A 26075-nucleotide genomic window follows, 5' to 3' on the forward strand; every position below is an offset into this window, starting at 1 on the left:
CGTACGGTAGAGCCTCATCATGAACATGCGCCCTTTTCTCAAACTGCTGCTCGGTGCCTTCCTCCTTCCCGTCAGCATGCACGGTGCCCACGCCGCTCCCAGCAAGAGTTTCCTCGAACCCCGTAACAATCTTGTTCTCAGTTCCGATGCCTTCGTGGTCGCCAATCCACGTACCGGCGAGATCTTGTCCGAACGCAACGCCAACCGGGTCATGCCCATCGCCTCCATCACCAAGCTGATGACGGCGCTGGTGGTGCTGGACGGCAACCAGCGCCTCAACGATACCCTGACCGTCACCATGGATGATGTGGACAGACTCAAGGGCACGGGGTCACGCCTCGCGGTCGGCTCGCGCCTGAGCCGGGCCGACATGCTGCACATCGCCCTGATGTCGTCGGAGAACCGGGCCGCCTCCGCCCTCGGTCGCCATTACCCCGGCGGTCGCCGTGCCTTTATCGAGGCGATGAACGCCAAGGCCCGCATGCTCGGCATGTGGAGCACCCATTTTGCCGACAGCACTGGGCTCAATCCGCGCAACGTCTCCAGCGCCCACGACCTGGCCAAGCTGGTGGCGGCGGCCTCCACCTATCCCCTCATCCGCCAGTACACCTCCACCGATCAACGCCTGATCCGCAACGGCAAGCGCCAGATGCACTATCGCAACTCCAACAGCCTGGTGCGTGAAGGAAGCTGGCCCATCATGGTCTCCAAGACGGGCTATATCCGCGAGGCGGGTCGCTGCCTGGTGATGGAGACCAAGGTCAGCCAAGAGCCGGTGATCATGGTGCTGCTCCATGCCGATACCCCGGGGGCCCGGGTGGCCGACGCCAAGCGCATCAAGAGCTGGCTGGAGAGTTCCGGGCGCATGAGCCTCACCGCCCAGTCCACGCCCCCTGCCAAGCTCTTCTCGGCGCAATGAGCGAAGATCCCCAAAACCGCAGGCCTGTCCTGCGGTTTTTGTTTGCGCCGTGTTTTCTCCTCCCCTGCCAAGCCCACAGCCCCTCCTTTCTCGCAGCCTGAAATGTCAATTCATTGTCACTGAACCTCATCAAACACTGGCTTTCGATGTTAATACGGTGATAAATCACATTTTCAAGGCAACGGATTTGCCGATCCCGCTGCCGATGATACCGTGATCTCCATTGCCCCGGCCTCAGGCCGGGAAGGCGTGAATCCCGCGCAAGCGGTCATGACAAGGACGATGTGATGAAGATAGTGGTAATGGGTGGGGGAGTCATCGGGGTGACCAGCGCCTGGTATCTGGCCAAGGCGGGCCATCAGGTGACCCTGCTGGAGCGCCGAAGCGGGGTAGCGCTTGAAACCAGCCACGCCAACGCGGGGCAGATCTCCCCGGGTTACGCCTCCCCCTGGGCGGCCCCCGGCATTCCCCTCAAGGCGGCGAAATGGCTGCTGCAAAAGCATGCCCCCTTCACGGTGCGCCCCACCTCGGATCCCTTCCAGCTGCGCTGGATGCTGCAGATGTTTGCCAACTGCACCCCCACCGCCTACGCCACCAACAAGGGGCGCATGGTGCGCCTTGCCGAATACAGCCGCGACTGCATGAAGGCGCTGCGAGATGAGCTGACGCTCGATTATGAGGGGCGCCAACTCGGCACCCTGCAACTGTTTCGAAGTCAGGCTCAGCTGGACGCCAGCAAGCGGGACATCGAGGTACTGGCCGAATACGGCGTCCCCTACGAGGCGCTGGATGCCGCCGGCTGCGAGCAGGCCGAACCCGCCCTGGCACGGGTGCGCGGCAAGATAGTGGGGGGCCTGCGCCTGCCCGGAGACGAGACCGGCGACTGCTACCGCTTCACCCATGGATTGGCGGCAGAGGCCAGACGCCTCGGGGTGGAGTTCGTCTTCGACTGCGCCATCGACGAGATCGAGCTGACCGACGGCCGCGCCGTAGCGGTGCGGGCCGGTGAGCGGCGCTGGCAGGCCGATGCCATCGTCTGTGCGCTGGGCAGCTATGGCACCGGCTTCCTGCGCCCCCTCGGCCTCGCCCTGCCCGTCCACCCGGTCAAGGGCTACTCCCTCACCCTGCCGATGGTCAATCCTGACGCAGCCCCACGCAGCACAGTGCTGGACGAAACCTACAAGGTCGCCATCACCCGCTTCGATGAGCGGATCCGGGTCGGCGGCATGGCGGAGCTCAGCGGCTTCAACCTCGCGCTCAACCCCAGGCGCCACGACACCCTGGCCATGGTGGTACGGGATCTCTTCCCCGATGGCGGCGATCTCTCCCGTGCCGAGTTCTGGACCGGGCTGCGCCCCATGACGCCGGACGGTACGCCCCTGGTGGGACCTAGCCCCATTCCGGGGCTCTGGCTCAACACGGGTCACGGCACCCTAGGCTGGACCATGGCGGCGGGCTCGGGCCAGCTGCTGGCGGATCTCATCAGCGGCAGCGCCCCCGCCATCAGCGACGAGGGGCTGACCCTGGCACGCTACGGCTAGGGGCCGAGCCTAGCCTCAAGACAGAGAGGGAGTGCCTGGCACTCCCTCTCTGTTTTTGGTCAATCCTTTGTCCTTCATCACAGGTCTTGGCGCTGAATGACCTAGCTAGCACAGGATCAGCCTGATGTCAGGCCGGGGAGGACGCGCCAGACAAGGGACGGATCCGGCTCCGCGATGGCAGCACCGATCAGTTGCTCACACCAGCGCCTGTGCAGTTGCCACATCAGCACACCCGGCTCCCCCTGCCCCTTGGTGCACTGCTTGGCCACGTCCGTCGTCCGATAGAAGTAGCGCACCAGGGTGGTGAGCTCTGGCTCTGGCCAGCGGCAACCGAAGTGGCGCAGCCGCTCCGACCAGAAGGCTATCTGGCCCCGCTCGTGCTCCTGCTCCACCCCGTGCAGGGCGGGGATGAGATCCATCGCCTGCCAGAGCGCCCCGTAGCCGACAAAGCGCTCGTCCAGGGCCACCAGGGCCTCGTCCAGCATCTGCAGGGTCTGGGGCCAGCTCAGGGCCTGCTCGCGGATCGCCTCCTGCGCCTCGCACACCGCCTCCAACCAGTCCATGGCGAGGCGGCAGATGATCGCCTCCTTGTTGGGATAGAGGTGATAGAGCGACTTGATGCCTACCCCGGCCCGCTCGGCGATGGCATTGGTGTTGAGCGCCGCGAACCCCTGCTCCTGCAGCAGCGCCAGGGTGGCCTGCTCGATGCGGCTCGCCGCCTCCTGGCTGCGCTGCTGCCTCGGCTGGCGCCGCATGCAGAGCTCGCTCGGCAATAGATGTTCCATCAAGACTTCTCCGCTGTCAGGCCGATTCGCCCTCACTGCTCGCCATAACTACATGATGTGACGCGGTAAACACAAGCCAAAAAAAGTGCAGCAATCACTGGCATTTATCAGAATAGCTGCAATAAACAAGGGTGCTCATATATGCAGTAAATACTGCAATTAACCCAAGGAGAGCACGCTATGGATAGCAAACAACAAAGGCTGGGCCCCCTGCCTCGCCTGATGAGCACCCTGCTGCTGGGCACCCTGCTCGGCGGCTGCCAGCAGGAGAACAGCAGCACATCCCAGACCCCGAGCACCCTCTACCTCAACGGCAAGATCCACACCCAGGACGGGCAAGGCAGTCAGGCCGAGGCCATGGTGGTGCAGGGCGGCAAGTTTATCTACGTGGGCTCCCGTGACGGTGCCGAGGCCTATCAGAACAAGAGCACCCAGGTGGTGGATCTGCGGGGTCGCATGGTGCTGCCGGGCCTGCACGACAACCACATCCATCTGCTCGGCACGGTCGCACTCGACATGTGCGATCTCGACGGCCAGAGCGTCGATCTGGACGAGCTTGCCGCCAGCGTCAGGGAGTGCCTGCCCCGCTACTCCCCCAAGCCAGGGGAGTGGCTGGTGGTCAACCAGTGGTCCCCCTATGATGGCAACACCCCGACCGCCACCCATGCCACCCTGCTGGCGGCGCTCGATGCGGCGGCGCCGGATAACCCGGTAATGCTGGCCGGAGTCGACGGTCACGCCAGCGCCTACAACTCCCGGGCGCTGGCCCTGGCGGCAGACCAGGACGGCAACACGGTCGGCTTCAACGGCGCAAGTCTGGCGCCGGGAGGCGTGTTCGAGGCCTTCATCCCCTATGTGGATCTCGCCAGCGGCGTCATCCGCGATGGGGCCCGCAGCGCCATCCCCGTGCCCGACACCGACGTGCTGAGCGCGAGCGACGATCAGGCCGCCGCCCAGTACGACAAGATCCTGCCCGCCATCTCGGAGCTGATGGCGTCGCGCGGCATCACCGGCATTCAGGACGCCTGCGCCACCGATTTCATTCGCCATCGGCTGCGCAACATGCAGGGGCAGGATCTGCTGCACATGCGGGTCACCGCCGCCACCTGCTTCCATGCCGAGGATTACGCCGGCACCCTGGATCTGGGGGCTCGCCTCGCCAAGGCTCGCGAAGTCAGGGAGTCTTTCGCAGACAATCCCCTCATCAAGGCCGATGCGGTCAAGATCTTCCTCGATGGCGTGATCGAGGGGGATCCCTTCACCGATCCTGTCTTCCTGCCCAACGCCGGCATGCTGGAGAATTACCACAGACCTCACCTCGCCATGGACACCGGCAGCGGCGAGGTGACCATCACAGCCGACAGCGAGGATGCGGGCAGCAACGGCATCGTCAACTACAGCGATGGGGATCTGAAGCGCTACGTGGGCGCCCTGGACAAGGAGGGATTCAGCATCCACATGCACAGCATCGGCGATCGCAGCACCCGGATGGGACTGGATGCGCTGAGCGCGGCCCGCGCCAGCAACGGTGATCACGGCATTCCCCACACCCTGGCCCACCTGCAGGTGGTTCATCCGGACGATCAGAAGCGACTCGGGGAGCTCGGCCTCTACCTCACCTTCACCTACGCCTGGACCACGCCCCAGCTCGCCTACGACATGCTGGTGACCCCCTTCATCCAGACCACCAGGGCGGGTCAGCCGCTGAGCGAGGCCCTCTACGATCCCCTCGGCTACCTGCACGAGGCCCTCTACCCGGTGGAGAGCTCGCGCAAGGCGGGCGCCGTGCTGGTGGCAGGCAGCGATGCGCCGGTAGACAGCCGGGATCCCCGCCCGTTCGAGAACATGGCCGCCGGCATCATCAAGGCCGCCGGCAGTGGCGACGAATACCGCGCCAGCCAGCGCATCTCCCTCACCGAGATGCTGGCCGCCTACACCATCAACGGCGCCAGGGCGGTACGCCAGGGGGAGATCACCGGCTCCATCGAGGTGGGTAAATCGGCGGACTTCATCGTGCTGGACAGGGACCTCTACGCCCTGGTCCATGCCGGCACCCCGGAGAAGATTGCCGAGACCCGGGTCGAGCGCACCGTGTTTCAGGGGGAGACCGTCTACACAACCCCAGGCGCGACCCCCTGAGTCGACGTTAGCCACAAAAAAGGCCCCGCAAGGGGCCTGTTTTTATCTGTCGACGAACGGGGGAACCTCCTCGTTCGTCAAGCCAGGCTGCAGCGCCAGGTTGAACAGGGCGGCCACCATGTCCGACTGGGTCAGGATCCCCACCAGCCGCTCCCCCTCCAGCACCGGCATATGGTGCAGGCCGCCATCGGAGAAGGCCGTCACCAGATCATGGAGCGGCTGATGGCTCTGGGCCGTTCGCACCGCACTGGTCATCAACGCCGCCACCCTCTGGGTCTCCAACGCCTGCAGGCCACGAGGCTGCTGCTCCTTGTCGATCATGAGGTCATGCAGGGTGAGGATCCCCACCAGCCGCTCCCCCTCCACCACGGGCAGCGCCTTGATCCTGTGGTGGAAGAGCAATTGCCAGGCCGCCATGGCCGGCTCGTCCGGCGAGGTCACCACCAGATCTTTCGACATCACGTCCAGGCATCGCACGGTGCCGACCCGCTCGCGCAGGGCGTGCAACTGCGCCTCTTGCAGCAGCGCCTGCAGATCCTGGCGGCTGATGTCGAGCAGTTCCCCGTGCTGCTTGAGGGCGAAGTCGATGTCGGTGGCGCTGGCGAGACGGGCGCTCGGCTGGGGATCCGCGGTCTGGTGGGGGTTGGGGGCGACCTTGGCGCCATTGGGGTAGCGACGCCCCAGCAGGCGGTTGTAGCACAAGCCCAGAACCAGCAGCAGGGATGAATTGATGAGCACGGGCAGGAGCACATAGCCGACCCCCAGCTGGCGAATGCCTTCCCCCCCGATGACGGCGGTCAGGGCCACGGCGCCGCCGGGGGGATGCAGGCTGCGGGTCAGAAACATGGCGCCTATGGCCAGCGTCACCGCCAAGGCCGAGGCAAGGGCCGGATCCGGCACCAGGGCGGCGCTGGCCACCCCCATCAGGGCAGAGACCCCGTTGCCCACCAGGATGGACCAGGGCTGGGCCAGGGGGCTCGCCGGCGCGGCGAACAACAGGACGGCGGAGGCCCCCATGGGGGCTATCAGCCAATGCGCCTCTATCCCGAGCGCCCATTGACAGAGCAGACCCGTCCCGCACAAGCCGATGAAGGCGCCTAGGGCCCCCACCACACACTCTCTGAGACCGGTATTGGTCGATACCGGCAAAAAATCCCTGAACTGCATCCTGCTCCCGCGACGATAAGGTTTATTTCAAATGCGCAATATTAACGACTTCCCCGCCCCCATTGCCAGCACGGCTGGTTGCCAGGAAAAACCCTTCCAACGGGCTGCGGCCTTAATTCCCCCTTAATGCTCCCCCGTCACCCTGAGCGCATCCTCACTCACAGAGTCACTCCACATGAGCACCCTCAGAGATGCCCTGCGTCGCTTCGACGGCCGGCGCCGTTGCTGGACACAAGGGCTTGAACGCGCCTTCCTCGCCTGGCTTGCCCGCCGGGGCAAGCTGCCCGGCCCCCAGCCGGCGGCACGCCGGATCCTCGTCATCCGCAGCACCAACCGCATCGGTAACAACCTGTTCCTGCTGCCCTTCTTGCACGCCCTGCGCAGTGCCCACCCCAAGGCCGAGATCGAGCTGGTATGCAGCGGCGGCCCCCTGCTCCCCTTCTTCGCCCAGTGCCGGCTCCAGCGTCTTCACTTGCTGCGCCTGCAGGGCAGGCATCTGCTGACGGCCCTGCCAGCGCTCTGGCGCCTGCGCCGCCAGCACTACGACAGGGTCTATGTGCCGTTTGCCTCCAGCACGGATCATCTGATCGCCGCTTGGGTGCGGGGGGCCGAGAAGCTGGGTTTCGACGATGCCAATGGGGATCTGCTCTTTGAACGCCCCCTGGCCCCCGACGACGGCCGTCACTACGCCCACCAGCCGCTGCAACTGCTCGGCAGGCAGGCCAGCCTGGCGGACCCCATAGTGCTGGGAGGGGCGCCGGGTCCCAGCGCCCCTCTCACGACCCTTGCCGAGGCCTATCCGGGCCGCCCCCTCGTGGGCTTTTTCACCGGCGCCCGCAAGGGCAAGGGGCTCACCCAACCCCAGTGGCAGCGCCTGCTCTGGGACTTGCGCCGCCACTGCCCGGATGCCCTGCTGATCCAGCTCACCGATCCGGCCGACCCCATGCCCGCACTCGGGGACTGCCAGCTCGCCCTGCCTAACCTCGTCGAGCTGGTGCGCTTCACCCAGGATCTGCGGCTCTTCATCAGCGCCGACACGGGCCCGCTCCATCTGGCGGCCGCCAGCGGCGTGCCCTGCCTCGGCCTCTTCACCCAGACAAACCCCGAGCGCTACGGCTGCCTCGGGCCCCGACACCGCAATCAGGTGATCGGGGATCGCAATGCCATTCCCCTCGATCTGCCCTGGCTAGGCGCCACCCTGGCGCAGGCCCCAGCGCCACGATCTTGGGCAGCGGCCCCCAGCCCATCCCCGCAGATCCCCCCCTTGCTGCACCTGACCGGTGCCCATGGCGGATAAAAAAGAGGGAAGGCTCGCGCCTTCCCTCCTTCGTTATTTCCGTATTCTCTCCTCACGCTCAGCCCCGTGATGGGCTTGCTCAGGCCAGCTCGGCGCGCAGCGCCTTGGTCGCCTCCACCATCACCTTGAGGGCGGCTGTGGTCTCTTCCCAGCCGCGGGTCTTGAGGCCGCAATCCGGGTTGACCCAGAGCCGCTCGGCCGGGATCTGTTTGGCGGCCTTGCGGATCAGCTCCTCGATCCAGACCTGGCTCGGCACGTTCGGCGAGTGGATGTCGTAGACGCCGGGGCCGATCTCGTTCGGGTAGTTGAAGCGCTCGAACGCCTCGAGCAACTGCATCTGGCTGCGGCTGGTCTCTATGGTGATGACGTCCGCATCGAGCGCCGCCACCGCCTCTATGATGAGGTTGAAGTCGCTGTAACACATGTGGGTGTGGATCTGGGTGCTGTCCACCACAGGGCTCGCGCTCAGGCGGAAGGCGCGCACCGCCCAGTCCAGGTAGGCCTGATGATCCTGCTTGCGAAGGGGCAAGCCTTCGCGGATGGCCGGCTCGTCGATCTGGATGATCTTGATGCCGGCGGCTTCGAGATCCGCCACCTCGTCGCGAATGGCCAGGCCAATTTGCAGGGCGGACTGCTCCCGGCTCACGTCTTCCCGCGGGAAGGACCAGCAGAGGATGGTGACCGGGCCGGTCAGCATGCCCTTGACCGGCTTGTCAGTCAGGCTCTGGGCAAACTTGGTCCATTCGAGTGTCATGGGGGTCGGGCGGTCGATGTCACGGGTGATCACCGGTGGCTTGACGCAGCGGGAGCCATAGCTCTGCACCCAGCCGAAACGGGTGATGGCAAAGCCGTCCAGCAGCTCACCGAAGTACTCCACCATGTCGTTGCGCTCGGCCTCGCCGTGCACCAGCACGTCCAGCCCGATGGCTTCCTGGCGCTCGATCGCATCCTTGATCTGGGCCTGAATGCCCGCCTCGTAGGCACCATCACCGATCCGGCCGGCACGCCACTCCTGTCGCAGCGCCCGGATCTCGGCGGTCTGCGGGAAGGAGCCTATGGTGGTGGTGGGCAAGAGCGGCAGCTTGAGATCCGTGCGCTGCACCTCGGCCCGTACCGGGTAAACGTTCTGGCGATCGAAGTCGCTGTTGGTGAGGCTGGCAAGCCGTGACTGCACCGCCTTCTTGTGCACCCGGCTGTCGGACTCCCGATCGACGATGGGCTGGCTGTAGGCCGCTATCCTGTCGATATCCCCACCGTTCAGGTACTCGGCCAGCAGCCCCAACTCGTAGCACTTCTGCAAGGCGAAGGCGAACCAGCTGCGGGTCTGGGCGTCCAGCTCATGCTCCAGGGTCAAGTCCACCGGGCTGTGCAGCAGAGAGCAGGAGGAGCCCACCCAGAGGCGCTCGCCGAGCCTGGCCTTCAGTGCCGTCAGGGTCGGTGCCAGCTTGCCCAGGTTGGCACGCCAGACGTTTCGGCCGTTGATGACGCCGGCGGAGAGCACCCACTGGGCCGGCAGATGGGGCACCAGGGACTCCAGCTGCTCGGGGGCGGCCACCAGATCCAGGTGCAGGCCGTCCACCTTCAGGCTGGTGATGATGTCGCGCTGATGGGCCACGGAGCCGAAATAGGTGGTGAGCAGCAGCTTGCAGGGGCCCGCCAGGCGCTCATAGGCCTTGAGGTAGGCCAGGCGCCACTCGTCCGGCAGATCCAGGGTCAGGGCCGGCTCATCGATCTGCACCCACTCCACTCCCTGGGATGCCAGTTTGGCCAGGATCTCCTGGTAGACGACCAGCAAACGATCCAACAGGTCGAGGCGGGAGAAGCCGCTCTCTTTCTCCTTGCCGAGCCACAGATAGGAGACGGGGCCGAGCAGCACCGCCTTGACCGGCAACCCCAGTGCCTTGGCCTCTTCCACCTCGTCAAACAGCTGGCTCCAGCCCAGTTTGAAGCGCTGATCCCGGCTGAACTCGGGCACCAGATAGTGGTAGTTGGTGTTGAACCACTTGGTCATCTCGGCGGCGGCGGCGCTGGGGCCGGTCGGTGCGCGGCCACGGGCCACCCGGAACAGGGTGTCGAGATCGGTGTCGCCATGACGGTGACGTTCAGGCACGGCATCCACCAGCAGGCTGGTACCGAGCACCTGATCGTACCAGGCGAAATCGCCCACCGGCAGCAGGCTGACCCCGGCGGTACGCTGGGCCTGCCAGTGGCGCTCACGCAGGCTCTTGCCCACGGCGATGAGTTCCGCCTGGCTGGTCTCCCCACGCCAGTAGGATTCGAGGGCAAATTTCAGCTCGCGCTTGGCGCCGATACGGGGGAAACCGAGAGTGTGTGCGCAGGTCATAGGTCCAATTCCTTATGCTCGTTCATCTGATGGGAAACTGGATGATTTGGCCATCCAGATGTTTACACATCTAGAATGTCGAGATAAGGTGGCCTTGGCTATTGAATCCTCTTCAACTGGCTCTCAAGAAATCCTCAACTGACGCAGGGCCCGGGGTCGCGTCAGATGAGGGGGACGTCAGCGCCGCTGCAACCCACACGACAAGGAGTTCTGCCATGGGTGTGCCCAATCCCACCAGCAATCTGAACATCGACATCAGGCATCTGAAGACCATCAGTGCGCTGGCCGAACAGGGCTCACTGGCCGGGGCGGCCCTGAGCCTGAGTCTCACCCAGTCCGCCCTCTCCCATCAGCTCAAGGAGTTGGAGACTCGCCTCAACCTCGAGCTTTACCTGCGCAAGAGCCGCCCCCTGGTGCTGACGGCGGCGGGCCAGCAGTTGCTGGCCCTGGCCCGTCAGGTGCTGCCCGCCCTGGCCCAGACCGAGAAGCAGTTGCAGGCCCTGCACAGCGGGGATGCGGGCAGGCTGCATCTGGCCCTGGATTGCCACAGCTGCATCCAGTGGCTGCTGCCGCTGTTGCCGGATTTTCGCCGCCAGTGGCCAGGGGTGGACCTGGAGGTAGAGTCCGTGCCCGGCTTCGATACCATAGGGGCCCTGCTCGGCGGCCAGCTCGATCTGCTGCTCATCTCGGATGTGCATACCCGCGGGGATCTCCACTTCGAGCCGCTCTTCTCCTTCGAACTGACACTGGTGATGGCCCCTGACAGCAGGCTATGCCACAAGACAAAGATAGAGCCGATAGATCTGCTGCAGGAAGTGCTGCTGGTCTACCCGGTGGAGCGGGCCCGCATGGACGTGTTCAGCCGCTTCCTGCAACCTGCCGGGGTCGAACCCGCCCGCTGCAAGACGGTGGACAACACCTCCGTCATGCTGCAGATGGCCGCCGCCGGGCTCGGGGTCGCCGCCCTGCCGCGCTGGGCCAGCGATGAGTTCGTGCGCCAGGGGTTGCTCGAGGCCAGACCCCTGGGCCAGGGGATCCGCCGCCATATGTATGGCGCCGTGCGCGCCGCCGACAAGGATCAGGCCTGCCTGCAGAGCCTGTTCGAGCGTATCCGCACCAAGATGGGGGCGAGCCAAGCCAGCGTATAAACAACAGCCCGGAGGGTCGCGGACCCCCTGGGCCCAGACCCGCGCCCCTCCGCTCGGCCATACGGAGCCAGGCCAGCAGGCCCTATCGACGGCAACCCTGCCCGTTCCCCCAATAAAAAAGCCGCCCCTATGGGGCGGCTTGCACGCATCTTCATCCACCCGGGCGAGCCCTGGGCATCACTCCTCATCGCAGCTCAGGGCGCCCTGCCGGCGCGGGCAGTTGCCACAGAGCTCGCCGTCCCGACGCTTGTAGTGCAGGCAGCAGCGCTGGCGCACATAGCCGGGGACGGCCTCCACCCCTGGTGGTGCTTGCAGCGAGTTCCAGCCCGCCAGGTGCTCGCTCGGCAAGCCGCAGGCGGCGAGCCAGAGCGGGGCATGGGCCGCCACCTCCTCCCGGCTGATCTCGCCGAAGAAGTCAGGCACCCGCACCAGGGCCGCCAGCAGATCGTCCGCCAACAGCGGGCGGATGAAGCCTGGCCTCAGCCGCTGCACGCTCCCCATCAGCTCGAACAGCTGCTGCCAGTGGGTCCGCAGCCGAGTGCCTGCAGCCGCGATCAAGACCTCCCGCGCCCCGGTGATCATGGGTTCCACCGGCAAGGTGAAGCCGGACACCAGCCCGGCCTGATACCCCTGCCCCAGTCGGTCCAGGGCCGGCACGGCGCCGACCCGGTAGACGGCCACCATGGCGAGGTAGATGGATTGCCAGCAGAGCATGCCCCAGCTGCGGGTCAGCCAATAGGCCGGGCCCGCCTCCGGGTGGGCCAGACGCCAATAGTCGTGCAGCGCCCGGGCCAGCTCGGGGGCCGGCTGGCGAGTGCCGCTCGCCACCAGCAGCGGCGTCTCCCCGGCCACCGGCTCCCCCTTGAGGGAGGCGATCAGGGACGAGGCGGTGGCGCACAGGGCCTGATGATCCGCCAGATGGCGGGCCCGGGTCCGGGCCGCCAGGCTGCCAAGGCCCTCGCCCATGGGCATGCCGCCCTGCCCATGGGCTGGCACTGTACCGGGCTCGCGGGAGGGCGAACCCGGGCGGGATAAGCCCGGCCGCGGGCCGGGACGCAGGGTTAGAATGCGTATTTGAGTCTCGCCTCCAGGTTGCGCTCGGCGCCAAACCAGCAGTTGTTCTGGTCGTAGCAGGAGTAGTAGGTCTTGTTAAAGAGGTTGGTGGCGCTAAGCGACGCCTGAACCCCTTTCAGGCTCTGGCTCAGCTCGGCCAGATCGTAGGCCGCCGACATGTCCATCAGGAGATAATCCGGCACCGTATCGGTATTGGCGGCATCGAGCTGGGCTTCACCCACGTAGCGCAGGCCGGCGCCGATGCGCATGCCCTGCAGGCTGCCGCCGCCATAGTAGTTGCTCCACAAGGAGGCCATCTGCTTGGGCACCCAGACCGGGGTCTTGCCCTGCAGATCCGTGGTGTCGCGGGTGATCTCCATGTCCTGGCGGGTGTAGCTCAGGGCCAGATCCAAGTTGCTGGTGAGATCCATCCGCCCCTCCAGCTCTATGCCCTTGGAGACGATCTCGCCGGTCTGCAGCTTGGGCCCGTAGATGTTGTCCGGATCCGTCACCAGGGCGTTCTCCTTGGTGATATGGAAGGCGGCGACGGTGAAGGTCTTGCTCATGTCCTCGGAGAGGAACTTGACGCCCCCCTCCCACTGCTGGCCGGTGGAGGGGTCGAACGCCTTGCCGTTCTTGTCCGCCCCCGGCACAGGTTCGAAGCTCTCGGCGTAACTCACATAGGGGGAGAAGCCATAGTCCAGCTCGTAGAGGGCGCCGAGACGGAAGGAGAGGTTGTCCTGATCGATCTTCGCGAGAGACTGGCTGGCGGATCCCTGGTAGAGGGTATGGCTGTCGGTATCCATCCGGTAGCTGTCGTAGCGGGCGCCGCCGATGGCCACCAGCCTGTCCAGGCGCACCTGATCCTGCAGATAGACCCCGGTCTGGGACTGGCGAATGACCTTGCGATCCTCATAGGAGAAATTCAGGGCACTCGGCACTATCTGGTTGTGGTTCGGGTTGAACATGTCGATGCTGGGGGCCGAGTAGTCGAGCGTATCCCGATAGAGGATGTGGGCATCCAGATACTGGTAATCGATCCCGAGCAACATGTTGTGCTGGGCGTTGCCCGTCATCAGCTTGCCCGCCAGCTGGTTGTCGATGACGAAACCGCGGGAATCTTCGTCCGTCAGGTAGGCGTTGCGCGCCACGGTGCGATTGTCCGCCGCCAGGGGCGCGTTATAGGTGTTGCGCTGATAGGCGGAGGCATCCATGTAGCGGGCATTTTGCAGCACCTGCCAGTTGTCGTTGAACTCGTGGCTCAGCTTGTAGCCCAGCAGGGTCACATCCCGGTTGTACTCGTTCCAGTTCTCGTCGCCGAGGAAGGTGTCGCTGCCAAGCTGCCCCAAGGGGTTGCTCTTGACCGAGCCGCTCGCCGGCACAGTCGTGTAGATGCCCGCCTCCGGATCCTTCTGGTAATAGAGGTTCAGATTCAGCAGGGTGCGCTCACCGAGCTGCCAGTCGAGCGAGGGCGCGAACACGTAGCGCTCCTCCTCCGAGGTCACCGCCTGGCCGTCCTTCTGGCGAGCCAGCCCCACCACCCGGTAGGCGAGTTGCTCGTTGATGGCCCCCGTGCTGTCCAGGGTCATCTCTTTCAAGGCCCCCGTACCCGTGGCCAGGCTCACGCTGTGCTTGGCGTCCCGCTGGGGGCGTTTGGCGATGAGGTTGACCATGCCCCCCGGCGGCATGCTGCCGTAGAGCACGGAAGTCGGCCCCTTGAACACCTCCAGCTGCTCGATGGCCACCGGATCTATCTGGGGTTGCAGGTTCCACTCGTTGTATTGCAGCAGCAGGCCGTCGTAGAAGTTCTGGTAGTTGTCGAAGCCGCGGATATTGAACAGGTCCAGCCGATTGACGGCGCCGCCCCGCAGCTCGGTGTTGACGCCGGGCACATAGCGCAGGGCCTCGCTCACCGAGCTGACGCCGCGCTGCTCCAGGGTCTCGCCGTCCACCACCGAGATGGCCTGGGGCGTCTCGATGGGGTCGAGCTGGGTCTTGGTCGCGGTGTTGCGATAGGTCTGGCCCAGCACGGTCAGGGTCTCGTCGGCCACCGGCTCGGTCGAGCTCTGGGGGGCGGCCAGGGCTGAGCCTGCCAAGAGGGCGGAGATGGTCGCGGCGACCACGGTCAATGGGGGGTGAACAAGTTGCATCTGATCCTCGACTGCCAACTGCATGTGAATAGTAACAAATCTCATTTGCATTTTATTGTTCTATTTCGCCCCTGAATTAACAATTTGGGGCATGTTGGCGGGAAAACCGGGGAGTGCCAGGGATGCCGGGCGTCATCTGGCACCAATTGGACGGCGGCGGTCAGGGACGGCGGAGAGCGGGAGCCTCGGGAGACGAGGTGGCACATATGTGGCCAATCTCGCCAAAACCAGCATAGGTCAATCTATAAGCTGGAAAATGCAGCATAAAAGAGAGGGTAAAACCTGATTGTCAGGATCTGGTTTAGAGCAATGACTCTTTTTTCACCAGTTCACTTGATCCGGGTCAAGCCATGTTGACAGGGATGACGATAGACTCCCTCCCCCCAAAATCAGCCCTATTCGAGACGATACAAGGCCACCAGACAGCGCCATGAACAACATCATCAGCAAAGACCTGAACTGCAATACCCAGCTCAATATCTCCTTTGGCGTGATCATGCTGACCCTGATCGCCAGCATGGCGGCCGTCAGCTGCATCATCAAGCGCTCGGCCGAGCAGGAGTACCACGGGATGGCGGCCATGTTCGTCCACAACATGGCGACCCAGTTTATCGAGCAGCAGTTCAAGCCGCTGGAGTACATCCTCAACGAGACCAGCAACTTCATCGACGAGCCAAGGCTGGAGGGGTTCCTGAACGAGGAGCAGTCCTCGCTTCGCACCGTGCTGATACAAACGTTGTCCATCAATCCCAACATCACCAGCATCGTCGCCTCCGATCTCCGCGGCCACTTCAATACCGTCCCCTTCCTGGCGGTCGACACCGATTTCGATGCCACCACGCGCCCCTGGTACAGGTCTTCCACCTCCCGCAGCCTGTTCGTCAACTACAGCGATCACTACACCAATGCGCAGACCGGGCAGCAGACCGTCTCCTTCTCCCAGCTCATCGTCAGCAAGGATGGCTACCCCCTCGGCACCCTGGCCATGGATCTCAATCTCGAACACCTGAGCTATCCGCTGCGCCAGTTGAAGAGCCCCATCAAGGGGGAGTTCTACGTGGTGGACAGGGCCGGCGACATCCTGCTCCATTCGGATGTGAGCAACCTGTTTCGCCACAGCATAGACCCCGCCCTCATCGGCAAGATGACCAACGGGGAAGATCACCTTCATGACCCGCAGACCCGGACCCATCTCTACTACTACTCCTTCTCCAACCCGGACTGGTTCGTCATCTATACCGTCAGCGACGAGGACTTCAAGAGTGCCAGCCGGGCCGATGCCTACCTGCTGCTCATCGTGATCCCGGTCTGTCTGCTGATCTGCCTGCTGTGCTGGGGCTCCCTGCGCAACTCCTACAACAAGATGATCATCCAGATCGTCGCCATGATGCGGGTCGGTCGCATCGATCTGGACAAGCCCGACAACCTGCTGCGCCAGGAGATCCAGCATGGTCACGATCAGATGCAGGAGGCCATCACCGCCTCCACCACGGATGCTCTCACCGGCTTGTTCAATCGCCGCAGCTTCGATCAGGATCTCAGGGCCTGCGTCGACAACGGCCAGCCCTTCTTCCTCGGTATCGTCGATCTGGACAACTTCAAGGCCATCAACGACCAACGGGGTCACTTGATGGGGGATACTGTGCTACAGACCGTCGCCCAGGAGGGCATGCAGGTGGCGGGCAAGCGGGCAAACCTCTACCGCTATGGGGGCGAGGAGCTGGCCATCCTCATACCGGGGCATGACAAGGAGTCGGCCACAACCCTGCTGGAGCGCTGGCGCCAGCGGGTGGCAACCCGCCAATGGCGTGAGAGCGACATGGTGGTGACCTTCTCCGCCGGGCTCGGCCAGTGGCAACAAGAGTCCATCTCACAGCTGATCGAGAAGGTGGATCAGGCGCTTTACGAGGCCAAGCACAATGGCAAGGATCGGATACATCATGCCGACTGAGACCCTGGCACAGCGGCTGCGCCTTGCCGGCCTGCTCGGCGTCGGCCTGCTGATCGCGCTGACCGTCCTGAACCTGATGCAGGCGGCCGCCGGCCTTCGCAAGGATAACGAGCGCAGCCTGCATCATGCCGAGGCGATGATCGATGGGGCCATCGACGACAGCCAGACCCTGCTCGACGCGGCGAGCCCGCTGATCGGGCGGGCCTGCAAGGAGAACACCCTGGCGCTGCGGGATCTCATCATCGCCTCCCCCTACGCCAGGGCGCTCTATGTGCTGGAAGGCAATCGGTTGCTCTGCACCACACTGCACCGCCCCCTGCAGGAGCAGAACCTGCCCCATTACCTGTTTGGCAAGCAGGATCTGATCCTGGCGAGCCACAGCCCCATCACGGGCCAGACCGCCATCCTCTATCGCAAGCAGGTCGGCGGGCGCACCCTGCTGGCCGAGCTGGACGGCTTTCACATCTTCGGCGCCCTGCGGGCGGTCAAGGGGGAGGAGAACCTCTTCTTCATCCTGGGAGACAAGGCCCTCGACGGTTATGGCCGCACCCAGAGCGCCGCCCCCCTGCTGGCGGACAGGGACAACCTCATCGTCAACCTCTCCGACGAGCACCCCTACCGGCTGGTGGCCCTCAACGGCTACCGGCAGATCCTGGCCTTCGCCTGGGACTACAACCGCGACACCCTGCTGGTCACCCCGGTGCTGGCCCTGCTGCTGGGGCTGCTCACCTTCCACCTGAGCGGCCGGGGCGGCTCACCGCGCCGGGAGCTGGCCCGCGCCCTGGCGGCGCGGGAGTTCGTTCCCTATCTGCAACCCGTGATGGACAGCGACGGCCAGCTTCGTGGCTGCGAGGTGCTGATGCGCTGGCGCCACCCGGAGCAAGGCATGATAGCCCCCAACCAGTTCATTCCCCTGGCGGAAGAGTGCGGCTACATAGTGCCCATGACCCGCCAGTTGATGGAGCAGACCCTGGAACATCTGCGCACCGTGGCGGACAGGCTGCCGCCGAACTTTCACGTCGCGGTCAATGTGTGTGCCCAGCACTTCAAGAGCCAGGAGATAGTGAGCGAGTGCCGCGCCTTCCTGGACGCCCTGCCGGGCCAGGACATCCGGCTGGTGCTGGAGCTCACCGAGCGGGAGATGCTGGAGTGCGACGAGCAGACCCTGGCCATCTTCGATGCCCTCGACCGCCTGGGGGTGCTGGTGGCCATCGATGACTTCGGCACCGGCCACTCCAGCCTCTCCTACCTGCAGAAGTTTCACGTGGACATCATCAAGATCGATCGCAGCTTCATCATGGGGATCCAGGAGGAGGGCCCCTCCCGCCTCATCGTCGAGAACATCCTGGATCTGGCGCGGCGCATGGAGGTGGCGCTGGTGGCCGAGGGGGTGGAGACCCGGGATCAGGTGGAGATGGTACGCCGCTACGGCATCGACTATCAGCAGGGATTCTTCTTCGCCAAGCCACTCCCCCCCGGCGACTTCAGCCGGCACTTCCTCCCCCACCCCTAGGAGGAGGCCGGCTCCTCGCAGGGGGCGATGGGCAGCCAGTATTCCATGCGGGCATCGGCCTGCTGGCCGTTGAAGCCGGGGCCATAGGACTCCAGCTCGAAGCCGTCCAGCCCCCGGTATCCCGAGCTAGGCAGCCAGTGCAGGATGAACCAGTTGAGGGTCTCGGCCAGCTCGCCGATGGGGCCCACGTGGGTGAGCACGGCATAGCTCTGGGGCGGCACCCGCAGCCGGGCCAGACCGGGGGGCAGCGGGGCATCCTCCCCCACGGCCAGCCCCGCCCAGTAGGGCAGTCTCGACTCGTTGGCGAGGGAGACATCCACCACCCCCAGCAGCTCGCAGGCGGGATCTGGCTGCCCCTGATGCTGGAAGGCGCGCCAGATGGCGGGCACAGTCTGCTGGAAATCGGGCTCCTCGGCAAACAGCCCCCGGATCTCCCCCCTCACCCCCTGCAACACGAAACCCGGCCGGCTCTCCACCCTCACCTGCACCCATTTCGGGCTGCTGGCCAGAGGGGTCTGAGCGCGCGCCAGCGGCATGGCGAGCCCCAGCCTCAGCCCCCGCTTGCGATAGGCAGCCGGAGAGCAGCCGAACTGCTGCTTGAAGGCGCGGCTGAAGCTCACCTCGGAGCCAAAGCCATGGCAGAGCGCCAGATCCAGCACCCGCTGCCCCGTCGAGAGCAGCGCCTGCGCCGCCAGACTCAGCCTCAGCTCCCGCACGTATTGCGCCACCGTGAAGCCGGTCTCATGCAGAAAGACCCGCTGCAACTGCCAGCGAGACCAGCAGCTCTGCTCCGCCAGCTGCTCCAGGGAGAGGGGCTCATCCAGATGGGAATGGATGTAGTCGAGCACCCGCTCGATGCGGGTGAAATGGAGACGAGCCGCCGGCAACCGGCCGGGCTGGGTGGAAAGCATGGATGCGGTCATGATGGGGTCTCTGCCTGCGAGGCTTCAGCCTCCGTTCAGGGAGTGCACATTAAACATGGCCGCCGCCGCGGGGGCAAGGGTCCAGGCGGCGCCATCCCCCGCGATGCAGCGTCACCCCTTGTCACAAAAGTGACGTCTCTCTCTGCCAGATTGTTTGAAGACAGATCTATCAATTAGTTGATAAACACCATATGGTCTTCAATCGAACCCAAACATTGCAGGGAGAGCAACCATGAAGAGAATCGCCTTGATCACCGGCGCCCGGGGTGGCATCGGCTCCGCCATCACCACGGCCCTGCTGGCGCAGGACTATCGCATCATAGCCACCCACTCCAGCGTCAACGCGGCCGCCGCCCACAACTGGTACGAGGCGCAGGGCTATCACCCCGAGCGGGTGCGGCTGCTGGCGCTGGACGTGGCCGACACCGCCATGTGCCGCGAGACCCTGGGCCGGCTGCTGCAGGAGGAGGGCCGCATCGACGTGCTGGTCAACAACGCCGGCATCACCCGGGACGGCGCCTTCAAGCGGATGGCGCCGGAGCAGTGGTTCGAGGTGATCCACACCAACCTGTGCAGCCTCTACAACGTGACCCAGCCGCTGTTCGACGCCATGTGCGAGCAGCGCGATGCCCGCATCATCAACATCTCCTCGGTCAACGGCCAGAAGGGGCAGTTCGGCCAGGTCAACTACTCGGCGGCCAAGGCGGGCATGCTGGGCTTCACCAAGGCGCTGGCGGCGGAGGGGGCCCGCTTCGGGGTCACGGTCAACGCCATCGCCCCCGGCTACACCGCCACCCCCATGGTGGAGGCGATCCGCACCGATATCCTCGACAGCATCAAGGCGGACATCCCCATGCGCCGCCTCGCCAAACCGGAGGAGATAGCCGCCGCCGTGGTCTTCCTCGCCAGCGAGGCGGGGGCCTATATCACCGGCGAGACCCTGGCCATCAACGGCGGCCTCTATATGAAATGACGCCTGTCTAAGCGGATATGGCGAGAGCGTCCGATGAAATAGCGCCAACTCGAATGAATGTGACGAGGGCAGCCAGGCAGGCTGCCCTCTGCATTTTGGCTTCATTGACGGCGGTCTGGATGAGGAGGTCTGTGACCAGATCTTTTAGCCAAGGCGTCCTGACCATCCCGGCGGCCTATGGGCTGATCTGGGCCGGACGGACCTGCATCGCCCCCTGGGGCTCGGCGAAGTGGCGGCGCAGGGCTTCGATCACCCGTCGCACCTTCTCCGGGATCTCCCGCTGGGGGGTGATGGCGTGTATCTCCATGGGGGGCACCCGAAAGCCGGGGAGCAGCTCCAGCAGCTGGCCAGAGGCGAGATCCTCGGCGATCTCCCCCTCCGGTTGCAGGGAGATCCCCTGCCCCGCCAGGGTGAACTGGCGCAGGGGCAGCACGTTGTTGCACAGCACCCTGGGCTTGGGCCTCACCTTGTGCCCCTCCCCCCTCTCATCGAACAGGACCAGCCCCCCACCCAGCAGATCCGACGCCAGCCAGTCATGGGCCAACAGATCCTCTGGGCTGCGCGGGTTGCCCCGGCGGGCGAGATAGGCCGGGGCGGCGCACAGGATCATCCGGGTCTGTCCCAGTCTGCGGGCCACCAGGCTCGAATCGGACAGGGTGCCGACCCGCAGCGCCACGTCGATGCGCTCCGCGATCAGATCCCGCTTGCCGTCGTCGGCGATGATCTGGATGCACAGGCCAGGATGAGCCTGCAACAGCGGCGACAGTGCCCGCGCCAGGGGCTGGCCCGCCATGCCCACCGGAGCGGTGATCCTCACCTCCCCGAGCAGGCTGTCGCGCACCTCGGCCAGACGCAGCTCGGTCTGATCCAGGGTCTGCTGCAGGGACTGGCACCCCTGCCACACCACCTCCCCCGCCTCGGTCAGGTTGAGGCGACGGGTGGAGCGGTGCAGCAGGGTGAGACCGAGCTGGGCTTCCAGCTGACTGATGTGCTGACTGACGGCGGAGGGGGTCATGCCGAGGGCCTTGGCGGCCCCGGTCATGGTGCCCGCCTCCACCACGGCGGCGAAGATGGCGTAACGTCTGAGCTGATCCATTATTAAATCCAGCTTACAAGTGAATGCATTTTATAGTGGATTATTAAATCACATTCGGAGGCGTAGGATGACCCCATTCCAACAGTGAAGGAGAATCCCCATGAAAATTGCCCTGATCGGTGCCAGCGGTTTTGTCGGTGCAGCCATCCTCAACGAAGCGGTCAGCCGTGGTCACAACGTCACCGCCCTGGTGCGCGATGTGAGCAAGATTGCGCCCCATCCCCAGGTCAACGCGGTAGCGGTGGACGCTCAGGATCCCGCCGCGCTGGCCGCCGTGCTCAAGGGGCACGATCGGGTGATCAGCGCCTACAACCCGGGCTGGAGCGTGCCGGACATCTATGATCAGTACCTCAAGGGCGCCAGCGCCATCGTCGCTGCAGCCGCGGCGGCCAACAGCTGGCTGCTGGTCATCGGCGGCGCCGGCAGTCTGGAGATAGCCCCCGGCGTGCAGCTGGTGGATACCCCGGACTTCCCGGCCGAGTGGAAGCAGGGGGCGCTGGCCGCCCGCGACGGCCTCACGGCGCTGCGCCGTGAAACCGCCCTCGACTGGCGCTTCGTCTCCCCCCCTGTGTTCCTCGAGCCCGGTGAGAAACGCGGCGGTTACCGGCTCGGCGGCGATCGGGTGCTGTTTGCCGGTGACAAGCCCGCCGGGATCACCGTCGGCGACTTGGCCGACGGCGTGTTGAACGAGGTGGAGCAACCGACCCATCTGCGCCAGCGCTTCACCCTGGGTTACTGATCGTCCCAAGCCCTGGCGCCCGGCTCAGGGCAGCCATAAACACCATAAAAACGAGGGAGGCTGATGCCCCCCTCCTTGTTTTCGTCCCCCAGCAGCAGGTTTCTCTGCCCATTTTCCCCCTGCCAGCCAGAGCGTCCGGCGCAAGGTTCACACAGGGACGAGCCGCGCCTATCCTGGCCTCAGAGCCATTCAAGCCATCCATACTCGAACTTAAAGCGAATTCTATTTCGATTTTTGTATATAACTAAGAATAATTCGTTGTTTTGCCGTTATAACTCCGAACCTTAGTATCACCTCAACCCGTGGTTAGCCGCACGATTCTGGCCAGCAGGCCAGCGGCGGCCCACCTCGTCATCCGAACGCGGGACCAGCCCCCGCCCCCGACCGTCTGAGGAGATACACATGGAAAACGTATCATTGCCCATCATCGATCTCGCCGCCCTGAGCGGCGCCCCCGATACCCGTCGCCAGATGCTGGCAAGGCTTGGCCAGGCGGCGCGGGAGGTGGGGTTCTTCTACCTGGTCGGCCATGATCTGCGCCAGGAGGAGCAGCGGGAGATGCTGGCACTGGCGGCCCGCTTCTTCGCCCTGCCGGAGCAGGAGAAGCGGGCGGTGCAGATGGTCCACTCCCCCCATTTTCGCGGCTACAACCAGGTCGGGGCCGAGCTCACCCGTGCGCGGCCGGATCTGCGGGAGCAGTTCGACATCATGGGGGAAGAAGCGGCGCTCCCCGGGGTGGCACTCCACCAGCCCTGGCAGCGGCTCATCGGCCCCAACCAGTGGCCAGCGGCCCTGCCCGAGATGAAGGACGCGCTGCTGGCCTGGCAGGCACGGCTGACCGGCATAACCCTCACCCTGCTCGACGCCTTCGCCGAGGCACTGGCACAGCCGCAGGGGGTATTCGATGAGAGCATTCGCGGCGTCCCCTATCAGCACATGAAGCTCATCCACTACCCGGGACAGGACGAAGGTGGCAGCGGCCAGGGGGTGGGCGCCCACAAGGATCCGGGCTACCTGACCCTGGTGATGCAGGACGATCAATCCGGCCTGGAAGTGGAAACGGCAAACGGCTGGATCTCCGCCCCGCCCCTGCCGGGGGCCCTAGTGGTCAACATCGGCGAGCTGCTGGAGCTCGCCTCCAACGGCTACCTGAAAGCGACCCTGCACCGGGTGAAGAGCCCGCCCCCCGGGGTCTCGCGCCTCTCCTGCGCCTTCTTTATGGCGGCAAGGCTGGATGCTACCGTGCCGCTGCTGTCGCTCTCCCCCGAGCTGGCGGCCGAGGCGCAGGGCCCCGAGAGCGATCCGACCAACCCCCTCTTCTATCAGGTGGGAGAGAACGTATTGAAAGGCAGGCTGCGCTCCCACCCGGACGTGGCGGCCCGCCACTATGGCGCCGCCCAAGCGGCCACACGGGGTGCAGCCAACCCCCTGCCCGAGCCGGCATGAACAGACGGGGGATGGCCGCCGGGGCCATCCCGTTTTCGGGAAGGAACGCCCTTCCCCCGCCACAATAAACAGATCAAGCAGATGGCCAGCCAGCCTGGCAATGACGGAGAAAAACAATGAAATTCAAGACCATGAGCGTGCACAGCGGCCAGCGGATCGATCCCCAGACCGGTGCACTCACCACTCCCCTCTACCAGAGCAGCACCTTCAGCTACTTCAATGCCCAGGCGGGCAAGGAGCGCTTCGCCGGCCAGGCCCCGGGCTTTATCTACAGCCGCTTTGGCAACCCCACCACCGCCGAGCTTGAGCAGAAACTGGCGGCGCTGGAAGGGGCCGACGAGGCGCTGGTGGTGGCGAGCGGCATGGCGGCGGTGAGCGCCATCATGTATGCCCTGGCGGACAGCGGTGACGAGGTGGCCTATATCGGCCCCCTCTACGGCGGCACCGATGCCTTCCTCAAACAGACCTTCAGCCGTGCCGGCATCCGGGTCACCGCCTACGAGAGCGATCAGGATCTGCTGGCCAACATCAGCCCCGCCACCAAGGTGGTACTGTTCGAGACGCTGACCAACCCCACCCTCAAGGTGGTGGATCCCAGGGTCGTGGTGGAGGCGGCCCGCAAGGTGGGTGCCATCAGCGTCTGTGACAACACCTTCCTCACCCCCTATCTGCTGCGCCCCCTCGAGCTTGGCATCGACATAGTGATGCACAGCGGCACCAAGTACCTGGGCGGTCACGGCGACATCATCGCCGGTGTGGTGGCGGGTTCCCACGCCCTGATGAAGTCCATCCGCACCGTGGCCCTCAAGCACATCGGCTCCCCCATAGGGCCGCAGGAGGCCTATCTGCTGCAGCGCGGGGTCAAGACCCTGCCCCTGCGCATGGACGCCCATCTGCACAACGCCCAGAAGGTGGCCGACTTCCTGGCCGCCCATCCGGCGGTGAAGAAGGTGATCTACCCGGGGCTCGCCAGCCACCCTGGCCACGACGCCCTCGGCGCCTTCGCCGGCGGCTTCGGCGGCATGGTGAGCATAGAGCTGGAGGGGGGCTTTGCCCGCTGCGCCACCCTGCTCGACAACCTGCAGCTGTTCGTGCAGGCGGTGAGCCTCGGCGATCTCGAGAGTCTGGCCTGCCATCCGGCCAGCACCACCCACGCCGCCATGGACGAGGCGAGCCGGCTCGCCGCCGGGGTCAATGACGATCTCATTCGCTTCAGTATCGGGGTGGAAGACGCAGACGATCTCATCGCCGATCTGGCGGCGGCACTGGCACTGATTTGATGCGACGCTGACGCGGCGCCAGCCCCTGCCGGCTCGGCGCGGGGGTAGTGTCGGGACACACAAAAGCAGAGAGGGAAGGCATCGCCTTCCCTCTTCTTATGCCGCCTGGTAACGCCGTGGCGCTAGAGTGCGCCGCACTCAGGCGTCGTGGTACTCCTGGCAGGCGATCAGGGTGTTCTCCATCAGGCTGGCCACCGTCATGGGGCCGACGCCCCCCGGCACCGGCGTGATGAAGGCCGCGTGGCTGCGGGCCGTTTCGAACTCCACGTCCCCCACCAGGGAGCCGTCCGCCAGGCGGTTGATGCCCACATCGATCACCAGGGCGCCGGGCTTGACCCACTCCCCCGGAATGAAGTTCGGCTTGCCCACCGCCACCACCAGCAGGTCGGCGCGGCGCACCTGGGCCTCCAGATCCTGGGTGAAGCGGTGACAGGTGGTGGTGGTGCAGCCCGCCAGCAGCAGCTCAAGCATCATGGGACGGCCGACGATGTTGGAGGCGCCGACCACCACGGCATGCAGGCCGTGGGTCTTGACCCCTGTGGTCTCGATCAGCGTCATAATCCCCTTGGGGGTGCAGGGGCGCAGGGCCGGAATGCGCTGGGCCAGGCGGCCTATGTTATAGGGGTGGAAGCCATCCACATCCTTGTCGGGGCGGATGCGCTCCAGCACCTGGGTCGCGTCGCAGTGGGCCGGCAGGGGCAACTGCACCAGGATGCCGTCCACCTCGGGATCGGCGTTGAGCCGGTCGATCAGGGCCAGCAACTCTGCCTGGCTCGCATTGGCACTCAAGTCGTAGGAGCGGGAGACGAAGCCCACCTCTTCACAGGCACGACGCTTGCTGCCCACATAGACCTGGGACGCCGGATCCATTCCCACCAGAACCACCGCCAGCCCGGGAGCACGTTTTCCCTCGGCCAGGCGCTGCTGGACTTGTTTGGCGACCTGATTGCGAATCGTTTGCGCAACCTGTTTTCCATCAATGATTTTGGCAGACATCGGTTCTCACTCATCCTGTGTTCAACTGTGCGCATTGTCGCATTTTTTTGGCGCGGGTGTTAGCGGCTCTCGCAGGACGGGCAATAAGTAGGCACTTGAATTTACTGGCGGAAAAAGTCGTTGACGTTGCGTTTGCCGCTTGGGTATGATGCCCGCCCGTTGCCCAGTGGTGCCGCGCTCGGTATGCTGGCAAGCGGGTTGAGGCAGTAAAAAGTCTCGGTGATTAGCGCAGCCCGGTAGCGCATCTGGTTTGGGACCAGAGGGTCAAAGGTTCGAATCCTTTATCACCGACCAGGTTCATCGTGGAGTCGAGACTCTTCGATACAAAGCGCCCTTAGCTCAGTCGGATAGAGCAACGGCCTTCTAAGCCGTGGGTCGCAGGTTCGAATCCTGCAGGGCGCGCCATTAATGCAGCGGATTTGACGAGCGCGCATTGACGGCAGATTTCAGTGGTGGCTGTAGCTCAGTTGGTAGAGTCCCGGATTGTGATTCCGGTTGTCGTGGGTTCGAGCCCCATCAGCCACCCCATTATTCCCCGATGTGCCTTGTGCCTTCGGGCGACGCCACAAGATGGCGTACATCAAACCGGCCTAGTGCCGGTTTTTTGTTGCCTGT

General features: G+C 64.9%; 19 protein-coding genes and 3 tRNA genes. 14 read left to right on the top strand and 8 right to left on the bottom strand.

What is annotated here, in order from left to right; genetic code table 11:
* Positions 1-19: 19 nt before the first annotated feature.
* Both ACT5M9_RS01970 and ACT5M9_RS01975 read left to right on the top strand, forming a co-directional pair.
* Positions 20-919, top strand: a complete 900-nt coding sequence (locus ACT5M9_RS01970; RefSeq protein WP_438548337.1) for a serine hydrolase — start codon at positions 20-22, stop codon at positions 917-919.
* A 287-nt stretch (positions 920-1206) separates the two neighbouring features.
* Positions 1207-2460, top strand: a complete 1254-nt coding sequence (locus ACT5M9_RS01975) for a D-amino acid dehydrogenase (protein WP_457978331.1) — start codon at positions 1207-1209, stop codon at positions 2458-2460.
* A 116-nt stretch (positions 2461-2576) separates the two neighbouring features.
* On the opposite strand, the gene ACT5M9_RS01980 is transcribed toward ACT5M9_RS01975, so the two are convergent.
* The gene (locus ACT5M9_RS01980; protein WP_457980538.1) at positions 2577-3215 is read right to left on the bottom strand and encodes a TetR/AcrR family transcriptional regulator; all 639 of its coding nucleotides are present in this window, start codon (positions 3213-3215) and stop codon (positions 2577-2579) included.
* Positions 3216-3425: 210 nt separating this feature from the next.
* Between ACT5M9_RS01980 and ACT5M9_RS01985 the strand changes: the two genes are divergently transcribed.
* Entirely contained in the window at positions 3426-5384 is a 1959-nt protein-coding gene (locus ACT5M9_RS01985) for an amidohydrolase (RefSeq protein ID WP_457978329.1), read from the top strand.
* A gap of 42 nt (positions 5385-5426) precedes the next feature.
* On the opposite strand, the gene ACT5M9_RS01990 is transcribed toward ACT5M9_RS01985, so the two are convergent.
* Positions 5427-6551: an HPP family protein gene (locus tag ACT5M9_RS01990; protein WP_457978327.1), complete on the bottom strand. Its 1125-nt coding sequence runs from the start codon at positions 6549-6551 to the stop codon at positions 5427-5429.
* A 175-nt stretch (positions 6552-6726) separates the two neighbouring features.
* On the opposite strand from ACT5M9_RS01990, the gene ACT5M9_RS01995 reads away from it, so the two are divergent.
* Positions 6727-7848, top strand: a complete 1122-nt coding sequence (locus tag ACT5M9_RS01995) for a glycosyltransferase family 9 protein (RefSeq protein ID WP_457978325.1) — start codon at positions 6727-6729, stop codon at positions 7846-7848.
* Between the two features lie 79 nt (positions 7849-7927).
* Here ACT5M9_RS01995 and metE read toward each other — a convergent pair whose 3' ends face one another.
* Positions 7928-10192 (bottom strand): 5-methyltetrahydropteroyltriglutamate--homocysteine S-methyltransferase, encoded by a 2265-nt coding sequence (gene metE / locus ACT5M9_RS02000; protein ID WP_457978324.1) that lies wholly within the window; start codon positions 10190-10192, stop codon positions 7928-7930.
* 215 nt (positions 10193-10407) lie between these two features.
* Between metE and ACT5M9_RS02005 the strand changes: the two genes are divergently transcribed.
* Positions 10408-11340, top strand: a complete 933-nt coding sequence (locus tag ACT5M9_RS02005) for a LysR substrate-binding domain-containing protein (RefSeq protein WP_457978322.1) — start codon at positions 10408-10410, stop codon at positions 11338-11340.
* A 177-nt stretch (positions 11341-11517) separates the two neighbouring features.
* On the opposite strand, the gene ACT5M9_RS02010 is transcribed toward ACT5M9_RS02005, so the two are convergent.
* Together ACT5M9_RS02010 and ACT5M9_RS02015 are read right to left on the bottom strand one after the other, a co-directional pair.
* On the bottom strand, positions 11518-12306 hold the full coding sequence (locus ACT5M9_RS02010; RefSeq protein WP_457980536.1) for a siderophore ferric iron reductase: 789 nt from the start codon (positions 12304-12306) through the stop codon (positions 11518-11520).
* A gap of 95 nt (positions 12307-12401) precedes the next feature.
* Positions 12402-14543 carry a TonB-dependent siderophore receptor gene (locus tag ACT5M9_RS02015; protein WP_457978320.1) on the bottom strand — a complete coding sequence of 714 codons (2142 nt, stop codon included), beginning with the start codon at positions 14541-14543 and terminating at the stop codon, positions 12402-12404.
* A 430-nt stretch (positions 14544-14973) separates the two neighbouring features.
* On the opposite strand from ACT5M9_RS02015, the gene ACT5M9_RS02020 reads away from it, so the two are divergent.
* Both ACT5M9_RS02020 and ACT5M9_RS02025 read left to right on the top strand, forming a co-directional pair.
* On the top strand, positions 14974-16494 hold the full coding sequence (locus tag ACT5M9_RS02020; RefSeq protein ID WP_457978318.1) for a diguanylate cyclase domain-containing protein: 1521 nt from the start codon (positions 14974-14976) through the stop codon (positions 16492-16494).
* Entirely contained in the window at positions 16484-18007 is a 1524-nt protein-coding gene (locus tag ACT5M9_RS02025) for an EAL domain-containing protein (protein ID WP_457978316.1), read from the top strand. The genes ACT5M9_RS02020 and ACT5M9_RS02025 overlap by 11 nt, the downstream gene beginning before the upstream one ends.
* Here ACT5M9_RS02025 and ACT5M9_RS02030 read toward each other — a convergent pair.
* Positions 18004-18930 (bottom strand): helix-turn-helix domain-containing protein, encoded by a 927-nt coding sequence (locus tag ACT5M9_RS02030; RefSeq protein WP_457978314.1) that lies wholly within the window; start codon positions 18928-18930, stop codon positions 18004-18006. The genes ACT5M9_RS02025 and ACT5M9_RS02030 overlap by 4 nt on opposite strands.
* Before the next feature lie 232 nt (positions 18931-19162).
* Here ACT5M9_RS02030 and ACT5M9_RS02035 point away from each other — a divergent pair, with 232 nt between their 5' ends.
* Positions 19163-19903, top strand: coding sequence for an SDR family oxidoreductase (locus tag ACT5M9_RS02035; protein ID WP_457978312.1), 741 nt, complete (start codon positions 19163-19165; stop codon positions 19901-19903).
* 175 nt (positions 19904-20078) lie between these two features.
* Here the strand turns inward: ACT5M9_RS02035 and ACT5M9_RS02040 are convergent, their stop codons facing one another.
* Complete coding sequence (locus tag ACT5M9_RS02040) at positions 20079-20999, bottom strand: LysR family transcriptional regulator (RefSeq protein ID WP_457978310.1); 921 nt, start codon at positions 20997-20999, stop codon at positions 20079-20081.
* A 100-nt stretch (positions 21000-21099) separates the two neighbouring features.
* Here ACT5M9_RS02040 and ACT5M9_RS02045 point away from each other — a divergent pair, with 100 nt between their 5' ends.
* The 3 genes from ACT5M9_RS02045 to ACT5M9_RS02055 all read left to right on the top strand — a co-directional run bounded on the left by ACT5M9_RS02045 (position 21100) and on the right by ACT5M9_RS02055 (position 24464).
* Positions 21100-21738: an NAD(P)-dependent oxidoreductase gene (locus ACT5M9_RS02045; RefSeq protein ID WP_457978308.1), complete on the top strand. Its 639-nt coding sequence runs from the start codon at positions 21100-21102 to the stop codon at positions 21736-21738.
* Positions 21739-22140: 402 nt separating this feature from the next.
* Positions 22141-23184 carry an isopenicillin N synthase family dioxygenase gene (locus ACT5M9_RS02050; protein WP_457978307.1) on the top strand — a complete coding sequence of 348 codons (1044 nt, stop codon included), beginning with the start codon at positions 22141-22143 and terminating at the stop codon, positions 23182-23184.
* A gap of 116 nt (positions 23185-23300) precedes the next feature.
* Entirely contained in the window at positions 23301-24464 is a 1164-nt protein-coding gene (locus ACT5M9_RS02055; RefSeq protein WP_457978305.1) for a trans-sulfuration enzyme family protein, read from the top strand.
* A gap of 138 nt (positions 24465-24602) precedes the next feature.
* Here ACT5M9_RS02055 and folD read toward each other — a convergent pair whose 3' ends face one another.
* Positions 24603-25460: a bifunctional methylenetetrahydrofolate dehydrogenase/methenyltetrahydrofolate cyclohydrolase FolD gene (folD, locus tag ACT5M9_RS02060; RefSeq protein WP_457978303.1), complete on the bottom strand. Its 858-nt coding sequence runs from the start codon at positions 25458-25460 to the stop codon at positions 24603-24605.
* Positions 25461-25677: 217 nt separating this feature from the next.
* Here folD and ACT5M9_RS02065 point away from each other — a divergent pair.
* From ACT5M9_RS02065 to ACT5M9_RS02075, 3 genes are all read left to right on the top strand, one after another.
* Positions 25678-25754: transfer RNA gene (locus ACT5M9_RS02065), tRNA-Pro, on the top strand.
* 34 nt (positions 25755-25788) lie between these two features.
* Positions 25789-25865 (top strand) — tRNA-Arg (locus ACT5M9_RS02070).
* Between the two features lie 47 nt (positions 25866-25912).
* Positions 25913-25988, top strand: a tRNA-His gene (locus ACT5M9_RS02075).
* The last annotated feature ends 87 nt before the right edge of the window (positions 25989-26075 follow it).

Source organism: Aeromonas sp. AE23HZ002T15 (genome assembly GCF_054165525.2).